The sequence below is a fragment of the Legionella oakridgensis ATCC 33761 = DSM 21215 genome (genome assembly GCF_000512355.1).
Taxonomy (GTDB): Bacteria; Pseudomonadota; Gammaproteobacteria; order Legionellales; family Legionellaceae; genus Legionella_A; species Legionella_A oakridgensis.
In genome coordinates this window covers 482,189-494,943 of the sequence record NZ_CP004006.1, presented here as the reverse complement: position 1 = coordinate 494,943, position 12,755 = coordinate 482,189, and the positions used below count along the sequence as shown (strand labels likewise).

Here is a 12,755-nt window from a genome sequence, read left to right as displayed (position 1 = left end):
ATGGACAAACAGCCCATTCTGCCCTCTTTGTATAAAAATACAAAGCATTTTGCCAAAAAAATAGCAATATATTATACTAATAATACCATATTTTGGACAATCCTGATTGCGTCAAAACGAATTGTAAACGATAATTTATTAAATAATGCTGGAGCATTTCCTAATCGTGCCTGCTTTACAACGCTAATATTACAGGCAATAAATCCATTTAAAAAACAGCAAGGCTTCCTTATGAACAATAAATTACAGCAAATACTAGAGCATCTTATACCTTTCATCATGTTAGGCATAGCTATTGCCTTTGCTGTTGGATTATTAATGATGTTTTTTTATGTCGTGATATGGGGCATTATAATTGGCGGCTTTATATGGCTAGTTGTATTTATAAAAACTATTTTTTCCCGCATCAAACTCCAAAAAACTCTGAAGGCCATATTATAGAACATAAAGATCAACATCGTGACTAGATTTTAGTGATGCCTGAATTACCTGAAGTTGAAACCACTAGACGAGGCATACATCCTTTTCTGCTGAATCAGACTATAGAGCGGATTGATATACGCCAAGGAAAACTGCGCTTTCCTGCAACACCGGAATTAAATGCATGTTGCTCTGGCAAACAGATCTTGGACGTTTCTCGCCGGGCAAAGTATTTACTTCTGCCATTATCCAGCGGGACCTTACTCATTCATCTGGGGATGTCCGGTTATTTACGTCTCGATAATCCACAATCTTCCCTTAAAAAACATGATCACATTGACATGTGTTTATCCAACGACATGGTTTTACGCTATCATGACCCTCGTCGTTTCGGCTTCTGGCTCTATATCGCCGGGAATCTTCTCCAGCATCCACTAATCGCGCATCTCGGCCCCGAACCTCTTTCCGATGATTTTAACGGTGATTTCTTATACGATAAAGCACGTGGTAAAACCCAAAGCATCAAGTCCTTCATCATGAATAATCATGTGGTTGTGGGCATTGGCAACATTTATGCGACCGAAAGCTTGTTTCTTACCGGAATCCACCCCCAAACAGCCAGTGGTAGGCTCGCAAAAGAACAATTCATACGTCTGAGCATTAACATTAAACAAATATTACAACAAGCCATCACTGCAGGAGGGACAACATTACGCGATTTTTATTCTTCCGATGGAAAACCCGGTTATTTTTCATCCGCTCTGCACGTATATGGCCGCCAAGGTCAACCATGCCCTCATTGTTATGAACGCATTTTGGCCGTTACCATTGCTGGACGTAAGTCCACCTTTTGTCCCCGATGTCAACCAATATAATGCCTCTTACACTATTCAATAAAATCCTTGTAGGCAAGACAGGATGCTTACAGTATTATCTGCTCTCCCAGTGAACCAATATTGAGTAAATCATGAAAGCCAGTAAACTTCGTACTCTATGGATTATGATCTTATCCGCATTTTATACTGCAAATGTCTGTGGTCATGCTGCTCTTAAGCATTTTTTAGGTAATATTAACCGTGAATGGGTTGATAAAACGATTCAACACTGGGTAGCCAAGATTCTTGGTTTGATCGATGTAAAATTTAAATTGGTTAATCCCCACCAGGTACAACCTCAAGCTGGACAACCCACCATCATCATGTGTAACCACAGCAGTCTGTATGATATACCATTAAGCCTTAAAGCATTTCCCAACCATTCCATCCGCATGTTGTCTAAAAAGGAATTATCAAAGATTCCTATTATGGGAAAAGGTATGCAAGCGGCAGAATTCCCATTTATTGATCGCCAAAACCGACGACAGGCCATTCAAGATTTACAAGCCGTACGCAAATTGCTGGAAAGCGGCATCGTCATGTGGATAGCACCTGAAGGGACGCGCTCTAAAGATGGAAAATTAAAAGCTTTTAAAAAAGGAGGCTTTATTACTGCCATTGAAGCAAAGGCGGTCATTATTCCTATTGGGATTAGAGGCGCCTATGATATATTACCTGCCCGCACCTACCAATTTAATATTCACCGAACCGCCGAAGTCCATGTTGGAAAAGCCATTGATGCCTCAAAATACACATTAGACAATAAAGAAGCCTTGATCAACGAAGTTCATGAAACCATAAAAAACCTGATAGAAGAACCAAATAATGTCTAGGCGTGCATGCTCAAAACATAGGGAATCTCATTTAATGTAACAAACCATACCCATCTTTATTTTTGCTTACCACCATCGCCATTCCAATATGTCTTGGATCAGAAGCTGCTGTAATTAAATGGTGTTTCTGATCCCAAGTAATGGCTTGCATGTCACCATAATACTGCTGTAAAGCCATCAAATGATACCCCATATTTAATAATTCCTTTTGTACAGAGGGTGAAAACGTATCAGGCTCAAACACTAACCAATCCGGTAAATATTGATGGTGAAAACGCATTTCCGATACCATTTTAATTGCTCCAAAAGAGTCATAAAAAGCAAGTGAGGCAATTAAAACCATGGTTGGTATGCGGCTTCCTCCTGGGGTACCCAAAATAGCCACCCGCCCAGGTAATTCCAAAAAGGTAGGTGTCATGCTAGATAGTGGTCTTTTTCCAGGTTCAATTTGATTCTTTTCACTGCCTACAATGCCAAACACATTTTTTACTTTAGGTTTTATGGAAAAATCATCCATTTCATCATTTAGTAAAACCCCCGTTCCTTTTGCCACAACACTGGAACCAAAAATATAATTAATCGTTAACGTGGCAGCAACACGGTTTCCTTCTTTGTCAATAATGGAAAAATGCGTTGTATTGTGTGCATTATCTGACGTTAATGCATGGGTTGGTAATGATGTACTGCTTGTTGCATGGTCTTTTTGAATGAGAGAACGCAAAAATCTCGTGTTTTCAGAAGATAATAATTTAGACACATCAATCTTGATAAAATCAGGATCACCCAACAATTCAGTACGCTGCCAAAAAGCCAACCGCATCGCTTCGATCAAATGGTGCACCCATTGAGCTTTTGGCAATGTTTGCAAGGGATAATCGGCAAGGATATCAAGCATGGTCAGCAAAGCAACACCACCAGCAGACGGGAGAGGTGCCGTTACCACATGCATTTGATGATAATTCCCCTCTAACGGTTGGCGGACTTTAATCTGATAAGAAGCCAAATCTTCCAACGTCCAAATTCCTCCTGCACGATTAACTTCTGTTACCAGAAGTGCTGCGATTTGACCTCGATAAAATCCATCATGGCCTTTCTTTGCCAAAAGACGCAAGGTGTTTGCCAAATCTCGCTGATATAATCGCTCACCAATCTGATAGGGTTTACCCTCATGTAAAAAAACCTCTGCAGAAGCAGGAAATTTTTTTAACTGCTGTAAACGATCTCCCATCGTTAAAAAATATTGCAGTTGAGGATCCACAATAAACCCATGCTCCGCTAACCGGATAGCCGGTGCCAATGTTTTTGTAAGAGGCAAACGTCCAAATTGCCTGGCGATATAAACCAAGGCGGCCGGTTCTCCCGGAATGGCCGCTGATAATCCACCAGTCAATGACAATCCTGGAATTGGCTTACCATCTGCAGCTAAAAACATATCCTTGGACGCTGCATGCGGTGCAACTTCTCGGCCATCAATAAAGATATTTCTTTGATTTTTTGCTTCGTGCAATAGCCAAAAACCTCCACCGCCCAAACCGGAATGATACGGTTCCACAACAGCAAGTGTCGCGCTCACTGCAACAGCCGCATCAAACGCATTTCCTCCTTGTGCAAGAATTTCAAGGCCGGCACTGGTTGCCAAAGGATGGGCGCTGGCAACAGCATACCCAGGAGGAACAATCTCCTCTGCCGCAACGATTATTGGCTGAACTAAAAATAACCCGCCAATAAAAAGATAAATTATACGGACAACAAGATGATTCATTTTTTTTGCGTCCGCATGCTTTCCAACGCATGCACAACGACATCAGGGACAAATTCTGACACATCGCCGCCCAAAGCAGCTATCTCTCTCACGAGAGTCGATGAAATAAACATATAATCTTCAGAAGGCGTCAAAAACATGGTTTCAATATTTTTCGCCAATTTACGATTCATTCCTGCCAATTGAAATTCATATTCAAAGTCAGACACGGCACGCAATCCTCGTAAAATCACGCCAGCCTCTTGCTTAAGTGCAAAATGGATCAAGAGCGTATCAAAACCCATAACACTTACACCCGGTAGTACACCCACAGCTTGTTGTACCAGCTCAATGCGGGTATTTAAAGGAAAAAAGGTCGTTTAGCCGCATTGCTGGCAACTGCCACAATCAACTCGGGAAATATTTTTGCAGCACGGGTAATGATATCAATGTGTCCATTTGTGACTGGATCAAAGGTTCCTGGATAGATTGCTTTTTGTTTCATATTCGACTATCTTGATAAATTGCATGATTTTCAGTCTAACGTATTGTTATTCGAAAAACTATTATCGACTTAATCAAAAGTTGTTGGCAGTATACTAATTTGTCATATTTTTTAGGATCAAACGTTTCCGTTGCTTAATTAACAGGGAGTTTAATCACGCAATGAATGCATTTAAGCGCCACATCATCATTACTCTGGGCCTTCTAACTGCTTGTGCTCCACCAAAGCCCGCTCCAGAAGCACCTATAAATGAAACCATGCCCGTGGTTGAACGAGAAGTAAAAACCGCAACAATATCTTCATGGGACATTGCAGGAGCAATGTCTGCCAGTAACCAGAAAAAAGCATGGACAGCTTCATTGAATTGGCATCAACAAGGGATCAATCATTATCAAATACGTTTATTTGGCCCATTGGGGGCGGAACAGTCATCATTGAAAAAGACGGAGGCATGATCACTTATAAAGATGGTCCGAAAACCATCTCATCAAAAAGTGCTGACGAACTACTATATCAAGAGACAGGCATTCGCTTACCAGTTACAAACCTGTACTACTGGGTTAGGGGTTTACCTGCTCCGGGGGCCGTTCAGTCAACCCAATATGATCAATACAATCATTTGACACAACTTAAACAGGCAGGCTACACCATTGATTATGCAAAATATACTTCTCTTAAAAACATTGACTTACCGAGTAAAATTCATTTGCAAGGTCATGGGGTAACAATAAAATTAATTATAAAACAATGGTCTGTTTAATTTTAATGGCGTTCAAAAGCATAATATAGTGCTGATTGTATTTATAAGGCGTATTTTTTTTCTTGCTTCATTGACAAGGCAGTTAAATCGCTGCAAAATACGCACCAGTTCGAGGTAAATGCCTCGTACATTCACGGATAAGAAAGAATCTTCAGCTTATTGGGGTGTCGCCAAGTGGTAAGGCACAGGGTTTTGATCCCTGCATTCCTAGGTTCGAATCCTAGCACCCCAGCCATACTCTTGTTGATTCAAGTAAACAGACGGCAGAAGATCCCCGGGGAGGATGCGTTCACCGGAATCGCTAAAATAATAATAATATCTTTCTGGCTGTCTTCTGCTATGTGTTTAAGCTACCGATTAAACTAAATCGAAGGTTTCATGCGCATGTCCACAATGATGATTTTCACCGGCAACGCCAATCCTGAGCTTGCATATAAAATTTCTTCTCACCTAAATTTGCCAATAGGTCAAGCTAACGTCGGCACGTTCAGCGACGGCGAAACCATGGTAGAAATACTTGAAAACGTTCGAGGTAAAGACGTATTTATTATCCAATCCACGTGTGCTCCAGCCAATAATAATTTGATGGAATTGCTGGTCATCGCGGATGCACTGCGTCGTTCCTCCGCCAGTCGTATTACCGCCGTTGTTCCATACTTTGGCTATGCGAGACAAGACAGAAGAGTGCGCTCAGCACGTGTTCCTATTACAGCAAAAGTTGTTGCAGATATGATGACTTCTGTAGGGATATCCCGTGTTCTCACTGTTGATTTACATGCCGATCAGATACAAGGTTTCTTTTACATGCCAGTCGATAATGTTTATTCAACGCCCATCTTACTTGAAGACATTAAACAAAAAAATCTTAGCAATCTTATGGTCATTTCGCCTGATGTTGGTGGCGTAGTTCGTGCTCGAGCCATGGCAAAAAGACTCAATGATGCCGAATTAACCATCATTGATAAACGTCGCAGCGGCCCTAATAAGTCTGAAGTAATGCATATCATTGGGGAGCCTAAAGGTCGTCATTGTCTTATTATTGATGATATAGTCGATACCGCCGGAACCTTGTGTTCAGCAGCGCAAGAGCTAAAAAACAGCGGAGCAATCAGCGTTCGTGCCTATGTTACTCATCCTGTATTATCTGGACCAGCGATTAACAACATTAATCATTCAGCATTGGATGAAATTGTGGTGACAGACACAATTCCTCTATCAGAGCCTGCAAAAAATTGCCCAAAAATCCGGGTTGTCAGCCTGGCAGAAATGCTGGCCCAAGCCATTAAGCGTGTCAACGAAGAAGAGTCCGTCAGCTCGATGTTTGCTGAGTAATGATCTTCTGAAAACCGCTATAAGCTACCCACGCGGCACTTATTTGTTTCATTTATTTGCTATTTTCTAAAAATAAAAAAAGAGGAAGACGCATCTTCCTCTTATCTACAATAATACTCTAAATGATTTTTTGTAGAAATTTAATCAAGCATTCGCTGAACTTATTCCAAAAGGCACAGAAAATTGACTTATCCCTTAACGGCGGGTTATTCGCGGGTTCCAACGTATTTATCGTCAAAATATCGACGCAGTTTTGTCCTTAATGTTCCTCTGCTAATACCAAGCATCAAGGCAGCACGAGATTGATTATATTTACAATGCTCCATCACAGCCCGGAACAACGGAGCTTCAACTTCTTCTAAAACAAACTGATAAAGATCAACAGGGTCGGTTCCCTTAAGTTCAGAAAAATACTTTTGCACGGATTGAGTTACGCTTGCAGCTAAAGATGCAGTGGTATCCCCAGCTTCATTGCTGATTGTTGTCATTATTATTAACTCCTTCTTTCAAAAACATGATTTTAACGAATTGGACAATTGTCGACAAGCATAGATATGAATACTTTGACCAAACGTGTGGGCAAATGCCCACACATCCTATCAAAATTTCATCACGGCGGGATTAAATGGTTGTCCATTTACACTAAGCTGTCCCTTTTCAAGCTTCAGCTCTATCGTATAATCACTTCCTTCCGCCTTCAGCATTCCTGCCTGTACTAATGATGACAGTTTATTTTCAGCCTGCATTTCAGCCTGCTTTTCAATATCTGCAGATGAAGCTGTGGGTGCAGCAGGTTGAGAAGATGTGTCTGGAACATTTTGCTCGCCTGTTGCAACAGTTGAATCACTCGCAGGAGTAGAATCGCTTGTATTTGCCTGCTCATCTGCACTTGCAGCATTTTTATCTTGCTCATGCTGTTGCATCTGATTTGCGATCGCTTGTGGCAATGTTGGCTGTTGCATCAATTGCTGTTTTGCAGATTCTGTCATCAGTCCCTTAAGTACAATAGCAGGTACCGTCAGCTTGCCCTCTCCCTCCATTTGCTGAATTAATTGGAATGGATTATTGCTATCGCTCTTTGGCAAAGAGACTAACACATGGCCTGCAATAGTCCCCTCTGGCATAACAAAGCTCATTTCTGAAATCTCAAATTTCGCCCCTTTATTAAATAGTTTGGGTAATTCAGGAATGAGCGCTAGTAATGCCTGCTGGCGTTCCTGTGCCGAACCTTGTTGTATTCTGTTTACTTGCTCATTAATTTGCGCAAGAACTTGGGCATCCAAATTCTTTAAAGACACTTCAATAAGACCAGGACCATAGGTTTTACCATTCGTAATGATTTGGTCTAAAGACGTTTTAAAATAAGAATTAAATAGTCCCCCATCCACATCGCTGCTAGTATGGATATCAAAATGTTCCATTTCGAATACTTTTTGATCTTTATTATTAACTATCAATGAAGGGAAAGAAAAATTGGCTTCACCCAAATATAAGCCTTCGTTAGTTTGATGAAGATCATAATTACTGGTAATTTTACCAATAACAGCATTCATGTTGTCTTTCGTTATCTTAATGCCATCAATGGTTAAATCACCATCAATGGTGCTTAGATTTGCAGCGACAGTAACATCACTGGTCATACCAAGCCACTCAAAATGCCCATTGCCTTCTTTAGCAATTAACGTAAACGCAGGCAATTCAATACGAAAACGGCTCTTATTTAAATAATTAACCAACACACTTAAATTCAATACAGGTTTGGTTGATTCACTGGAAAAGACCGTGGAAAATTGTTCTGCATAAGGTTGCGGTAAAGTTAAAACCGTATGTGCGTATCCTAAGCCAAACTGGACACCCTTATTTGAAAAAATAATTGGACCATGATAAACGACGAGTGGCATATCCAGAGAATAATCTTGTGCAGGAATAATTCTAGATTGGTTATTAGCATCTTTAGTAACCCTTTCAGGAACATGCAAATGCCATTTGAATGTTGCTGAAGAAGTAAACCAGCCACGATCATAGTGCTCTATTTCAGCATGCAGTCCATTGGACTGATTAATCATATTGACATTTTTTCTCAGTGTTCTCTCTGTAATTAATCCCGTTCCATAATAACTTCCGAGGACTAGAACAAGTATAATAACCACTAATCCTATCAATTTTTTCATTCTTATCTCCGTTTTGGTAATGGCCCCTCTATCGCGGTGGTTTTAATAAAAATACCGCAAGAAGGATAGCATCATATCGTAAAAAACTTACGATAGAAAACAGATGATATTAAAACACGATAATTACTATCTGGCCAAGTCACTAAACCACGTAAATGCCAAAAAATTAAGGAAAATTTAAGATATGAGATATAAAAATACGCCCTTATTGAGCATAGAATTTATCACCATCGGTAATAAACATTTTTTATGAATACAACTCAGCCAAACAACCCGTTTTTTATGACTATTCTTTCAGCGGCTTGCAATAAGTTTCTTTTACTGCAAACGCTAAAATTAAGGCCACTAAAGAACATAAAGGTAAAATACGCAAGCCAAATTGAAAATCGGAGAGCATAAGCGTTTCAACATGATAAGCACGCTCACCTGAGACCATATCAACCAAACGTCCAACCAAAGGTTGAAGTAAGGCGCCCACAAAAATGGACGTCATGTTAGTAAATGCAATGGAAGTCCCAATCACATTGCGCTTGTGCAATTCGGTTGACACTGCATACGCAATGGCTACACCAGTGTTTGTTAAACCAAAAACAAAAAATAACAGATAAGCCGTACTTTTATTCAAGTTGGGATAAAAAACAAACAGTGTGGTAAGAACAATGCCAAACAAAGCAGAGACAATCATGATTGGTTTTCTTCGTCCCATCTTATCGGATAACCAGCCAGATAAAGGCCCACCTATTCCCCAACCAATAAAAATCAATCCCGTAGCAAACGCGGCAGCGTGCGCATTAAGACCGCGCCCGTATTGAAGATAAGCCGGTCCAATTGCTTCACCAATAACAGCCGTTGGGCCAAAAAGAAAGCCTGCATATAAAGCATTTATCCAAGCCTGGCGATGCGACAAAATAACACGAAGACTTTGCAAGATACTTAATCGATTAGCTTCTGCTTCCCTATGAACTTTGGCATGTGGTTTATCTTGAACAAATTGATAGAGCAATGCCGCAAGCACAATAAAAAGAAATGCAATAACCAACATGCTGTGTCGCCACCCTACGGCACCAACCAGAAAAGAGACGGGCGCTTCACCAGCAGCAGCACCCAGCATGCCTAACGCTTGCGTCAAACCAGCCAAAAGCCCCAACATAACTGGAGGAAACCAGGAAGTCGCCAAACGCAGCGCACAAACAAAAGCAAAAGCAGCACTGAATCCTATCAACATGCGGCCAATAGATGCAGTCATTAAACCATCGGCCAAACCAAAAACACAACAGCCGAAGGCCGTAACCAGAGACATAATGGTTAATAACCAGCGAATACTTATTCTGTCAACAGTAAGCCCGACCGGAATTTGCATGAGGATGTATGGGATATAAAATGAAGCCGTCAAAATACCAAACCCTGCTTCGTTCATACCAAAATCAATTTGCAAGTCACGATGCATCACACCTGGGGCAACCCGCGCCATGTAATCAGAAAAATAAAACGTGGCCGCCAAACCCCAAATAAGCCATGCATAACCAAGTTGATTGTTACGTAATTTTTCTACTTGAGATAAAACAAATGTTTTCATAAATCCACTAATTTCTTTTACAGCCGTGATAAACAGACTGTTTATTTCCAATTAAAGTCCAAAATTGCTCAACAAAAGCGCAGACCAAGCTATTTATTATACTGCGATGGTCAACAATTTCAACATCTTGCTTATCTGAAGCGCTTTTTTTTGATCCCACTCATAATTTACTAACTATTTTTTAGTTTCAAACTTCTCATTATCTTTACAAGAAATTAAATAGTACAAGAGGAATGTTACGATTTGAAAAGTCAATCTTATCACGTGTTGATGCTCAAATTCATATTGTATAAAAAACTCGTCAAATAATATAAATATGGCCGTTATTGCCAAACTTACGGCAAAAGCCAAATAAGACACTTCTTTATTTAGTGAAATCACAGCCCACCAGAATAAAATGGAGGCAATAAAACACCCCAAGATAATTGCCAAATATGCCCCTGTCGCCAGTGACTGAAGATCATACACAAGAAGTGTTTTTACAACCAAATTATAATTATGTGATGAAAATGGAATATTAGGTGATAAGAAATGAGTAACTTGCAATAGATTTACTGAATCTGATGCTGTTACCAAGGTAAACCAAACCGCCCAAAATAAAATAATGCCACGTAATATCCAATTTAATAGTGTATCCGCACGCATCCTACTATTCTCTAATTATTACAGGTTAAAATTCAATTTCATTTAAAAATTATCATCGATGAAGTGGGTATAAATTCTTTTTGCATGCTACCATTGAGCGTACTTTTCATATCCAGAATATGGTATAATAAGCCCAAGCTACGTAGGTAAACACATCCACCTTCCGCCCATAGTATTATGGCAATGAGATATTTTTGGCAAGCAGGTGAAAACAAAAATATACTCAAAATCCTAGTGTAGGAAACCACTCAAGCACAGACTATGGTTGCAAGTTAAACAGGTCAAAAACAATGAATGCATTAGAAAAAGCAATTGCTGTGGCTTTTAAGGCCGAAGGCAGCAGTAAAGAAGCCAATAAAGCTTACTTGGAATTTATTAAAGCGAACTTTATTATACCTATTGAAAAAAATCCTCGTAGCACAGAGCCGGAAGTTCTTTATTTAGAGGAACAAAATCAAGTGTTTCTGCCTGTTTTTACCAACATGAATTTATTTAATCAATGGGCTCAGGGTATTTCAGATAAAATTCAATTACTTAAATTATCCGGTGTTGATCTTTTAAAGGGGCTTGGTGAACAAGTTACAGTGAGTTTAAATATTGGCAGTGATATTTACAAGGAATTCAATCCAAGTGAACTGGCAAGAATGCGAAGTATGGTCTTAAAACTGTTTAGCTGAAAAAAGCAACCGGGGGACATCATTCATCCCCCGAGATATTGATAATACTAAGCAACTAAATCAATAACTTGAAATCCAACAAGAGCCGAAACGGCAATCACTCCTGTGATTTCTAATACTTTAATAAGAAAATTATGCTTTTGCTGCTCATGATACATCTCATCATTAGCCGCTTTTTCCACGGCATCGACAGAGCGTGTCAGATAATCAGAAAGATCATAAATAGGCGGCTCACCGTAAAACCCTGCCCACCATCCCTCAAGCCATTGTTCACTTTCTTTTGTGCCTGAAGGAAAAGGATTTTCTGCCTCTTCTATTTCTGCCAATGCGCACTCATAGCCAAAAGCATAACACTCCTCAAAGCTCGGGTGCTTAATATTAAATTGCAATTTAACATCAGATAATAGCCCATTGAAATTGTCCATGCTGCTACCCCCTCTTAATAAATTTGTGTGTCCAACCACAATCATTCCGCTTAGATACAATTCTACCGCCAGGGATGCAGCAATGCGTTTCAAGGGGAAAAATTTACGTTTTTTTGACAATAAAATTATGGCGCTAATCTTCGATGAGTCCATTCACCTTTTTTCCGATAATAATGGATGCGGTCATGCAGACGACTATCACGTCCCTGCCAAAACTCAATTTCGTCAGGAATTATAATATACCCACCCCAATGCTCAGGGCGCACTACCATTTCTTGTTGATGGTTAACAATTAAGTCATTTAATCTTTGCTCAAGTTCAGCTCTTCCTGTAATTTCCTGACTTTGCGGAGAGACAACAGCGCTGAATTGACTGGCTTTCGGCCTTGATGCGAAATATACATCAGACTGAGCAGTAGTAGTCCGTTTGACACGCCCACGGATTCGAACTTGCCTTGCTGTTTGGGGCCAATAGAAATTGAGTGCTGCATATGGATTTTTAGCAATTTGCATGGCCTTGGCACTTTGATAGTTTGTATAAAAAATAAATGTACTGTCTTCTATGCCTTTCAAAAGTACCACACGCGAATCTGGAAAGCCTCTTTCGTCGACCGTTGCAAGCACCATAGCAGTCGGATCACTTTTCTCTGACTGCAATACTTCAGTAAACCATTCTTCAAATAATTCAATTGGATTATCCGGTATTTTTTCTTCACTTAAGTTCAAATGACCGTATTCACGGCGTATATCCGAGATTGTTTTCCATTTGCTTTTATTCATGGGTTATCTCTTGAAA

12 protein-coding genes, 1 tRNA gene and 2 pseudogenes are annotated in these 12,755 nt (G+C 40.0%); 7 read left to right on the top strand and 8 right to left on the bottom strand.

Features of this window, described 5'->3' with window-relative positions; genetic code table 11:
• The 3 genes from LOA_RS15110 (at position 1) to LOA_RS02465 (ending at position 2,128) form a co-directional block, all read left to right on the top strand.
• Complete coding sequence (locus tag LOA_RS15110; RefSeq protein WP_052335869.1) at positions 1–441, top strand: hypothetical protein; 441 nt, start codon at positions 1–3, stop codon at positions 439–441.
• A 35-nt stretch (positions 442–476) separates the two neighbouring features.
• Positions 477–1,295, top strand: a complete 819-nt coding sequence (gene mutM / locus LOA_RS02470) for a bifunctional DNA-formamidopyrimidine glycosylase/DNA-(apurinic or apyrimidinic site) lyase (protein WP_025384998.1) — start codon at positions 477–479, stop codon at positions 1,293–1,295.
• Positions 1,296–1,387: 92 nt separating this feature from the next.
• Positions 1,388–2,128 (top strand): lysophospholipid acyltransferase family protein, encoded by a 741-nt coding sequence (locus LOA_RS02465; RefSeq protein WP_025384997.1) that lies wholly within the window; start codon positions 1,388–1,390, stop codon positions 2,126–2,128.
• Positions 2,129–2,159: 31 nt separating this feature from the next.
• Here the strand turns inward: LOA_RS02465 and ggt are convergent, their stop codons facing one another.
• Positions 2,160–3,890, bottom strand: a complete 1,731-nt coding sequence (gene ggt, locus LOA_RS02460; protein WP_025384996.1) for a gamma-glutamyltransferase — start codon at positions 3,888–3,890, stop codon at positions 2,160–2,162.
• Positions 3,887–4,374 (bottom strand): annotated as a pseudogene (coaD, locus tag LOA_RS02455) (pantetheine-phosphate adenylyltransferase). The gene ggt and the pseudogene coaD overlap by 4 nt, the downstream one beginning before the upstream one ends.
• A 161-nt stretch (positions 4,375–4,535) precedes the next feature.
• Between coaD and lolB the strand changes: the two are divergent.
• The 3 genes and pseudogenes from lolB (at position 4,536) to LOA_RS02440 (ending at position 6,466) form a co-directional block, all read left to right on the top strand.
• Positions 4,536–5,134: pseudogene (lolB, locus tag LOA_RS15100) on the top strand (lipoprotein insertase outer membrane protein LolB).
• Positions 5,135–5,294: 160 nt separating this feature from the next.
• Positions 5,295–5,369: transfer RNA gene (locus LOA_RS02445), tRNA-Gln, on the top strand.
• A gap of 149 nt (positions 5,370–5,518) precedes the next feature.
• Positions 5,519–6,466: a ribose-phosphate pyrophosphokinase gene (locus tag LOA_RS02440; RefSeq protein WP_025384995.1), complete on the top strand. Its 948-nt coding sequence runs from the start codon at positions 5,519–5,521 to the stop codon at positions 6,464–6,466.
• A gap of 206 nt (positions 6,467–6,672) precedes the next feature.
• Here the strand turns inward: LOA_RS02440 and LOA_RS02435 are convergent, their stop codons facing one another.
• The 4 genes from LOA_RS02435 to LOA_RS02420 form a co-directional block, all read right to left on the bottom strand.
• The gene (locus LOA_RS02435; RefSeq protein WP_025384994.1) at positions 6,673–6,954 is read right to left on the bottom strand and encodes a helix-turn-helix domain-containing protein; all 282 of its coding nucleotides are present in this window, start codon (positions 6,952–6,954) and stop codon (positions 6,673–6,675) included.
• 111 nt (positions 6,955–7,065) lie between these two features.
• A complete protein-coding gene (locus LOA_RS02430; protein ID WP_025384993.1) occupies positions 7,066–8,637 on the bottom strand; it encodes a DUF945 family protein in 1,572 nt (523 codons plus the stop codon).
• 286 nt (positions 8,638–8,923) lie between these two features.
• Positions 8,924–10,213, bottom strand: a complete 1,290-nt coding sequence (locus LOA_RS02425) for an MFS transporter (RefSeq protein WP_025384992.1) — start codon at positions 10,211–10,213, stop codon at positions 8,924–8,926.
• Positions 10,214–10,387: 174 nt separating this feature from the next.
• Positions 10,388–10,858, bottom strand: a complete 471-nt coding sequence (locus LOA_RS02420; RefSeq protein ID WP_025384991.1) for a hypothetical protein — start codon at positions 10,856–10,858, stop codon at positions 10,388–10,390.
• Between the two features lie 290 nt (positions 10,859–11,148).
• Between LOA_RS02420 and LOA_RS02415 the strand changes: the two genes are divergently transcribed.
• Positions 11,149–11,535, top strand: a complete 387-nt coding sequence (locus LOA_RS02415) for an SseB family protein (protein WP_025384990.1) — start codon at positions 11,149–11,151, stop codon at positions 11,533–11,535.
• Between the two features lie 47 nt (positions 11,536–11,582).
• Here the strand turns inward: LOA_RS02415 and LOA_RS02410 are convergent, their stop codons facing one another.
• Together LOA_RS02410 and pdxH are read right to left on the bottom strand one after the other, a co-directional pair.
• Positions 11,583–11,960: a hypothetical protein gene (locus LOA_RS02410; protein ID WP_025384989.1), complete on the bottom strand. Its 378-nt coding sequence runs from the start codon at positions 11,958–11,960 to the stop codon at positions 11,583–11,585.
• Between the two features lie 125 nt (positions 11,961–12,085).
• Entirely contained in the window at positions 12,086–12,739 is a 654-nt protein-coding gene (gene pdxH, locus LOA_RS02405) for a pyridoxamine 5'-phosphate oxidase (RefSeq protein WP_025384988.1), read from the bottom strand.
• Between the last annotated feature and the right edge of the window lie 16 nt (positions 12,740–12,755).

Coding starts and splice junctions, on each gene's coding strand:
- LOA_RS15110 (WP_052335869.1), top strand. CDS start 1: ATGGACAAACAGCCCATTCTGCCCTCTTTGTATAAAAATACAAAGCAT.
- mutM (WP_025384998.1), top strand. CDS start 477: ATGCCTGAATTACCTGAAGTTGAAACCACTAGACGAGGCATACATCCT.
- LOA_RS02465 (WP_025384997.1), top strand. CDS start 1,388: ATGAAAGCCAGTAAACTTCGTACTCTATGGATTATGATCTTATCCGCA.
- ggt (WP_025384996.1), bottom strand. CDS start 3,890: ATGAATCATCTTGTTGTCCGTATAATTTATCTTTTTATTGGCGGGTTA.
- LOA_RS02440 (WP_025384995.1), top strand. CDS start 5,519: ATGTCCACAATGATGATTTTCACCGGCAACGCCAATCCTGAGCTTGCA.
- LOA_RS02435 (WP_025384994.1), bottom strand. CDS start 6,954: ATGACAACAATCAGCAATGAAGCTGGGGATACCACTGCATCTTTAGCT.
- LOA_RS02430 (WP_025384993.1), bottom strand. CDS start 8,637: ATGAAAAAATTGATAGGATTAGTGGTTATTATACTTGTTCTAGTCCTC.
- LOA_RS02425 (WP_025384992.1), bottom strand. CDS start 10,213: ATGAAAACATTTGTTTTATCTCAAGTAGAAAAATTACGTAACAATCAA.
- LOA_RS02420 (WP_025384991.1), bottom strand. CDS start 10,858: ATGCGTGCGGATACACTATTAAATTGGATATTACGTGGCATTATTTTA.
- LOA_RS02415 (WP_025384990.1), top strand. CDS start 11,149: ATGAATGCATTAGAAAAAGCAATTGCTGTGGCTTTTAAGGCCGAAGGC.
- LOA_RS02410 (WP_025384989.1), bottom strand. CDS start 11,960: ATGGACAATTTCAATGGGCTATTATCTGATGTTAAATTGCAATTTAAT.
- pdxH (WP_025384988.1), bottom strand. CDS start 12,739: ATGAATAAAAGCAAATGGAAAACAATCTCGGATATACGCCGTGAATAC.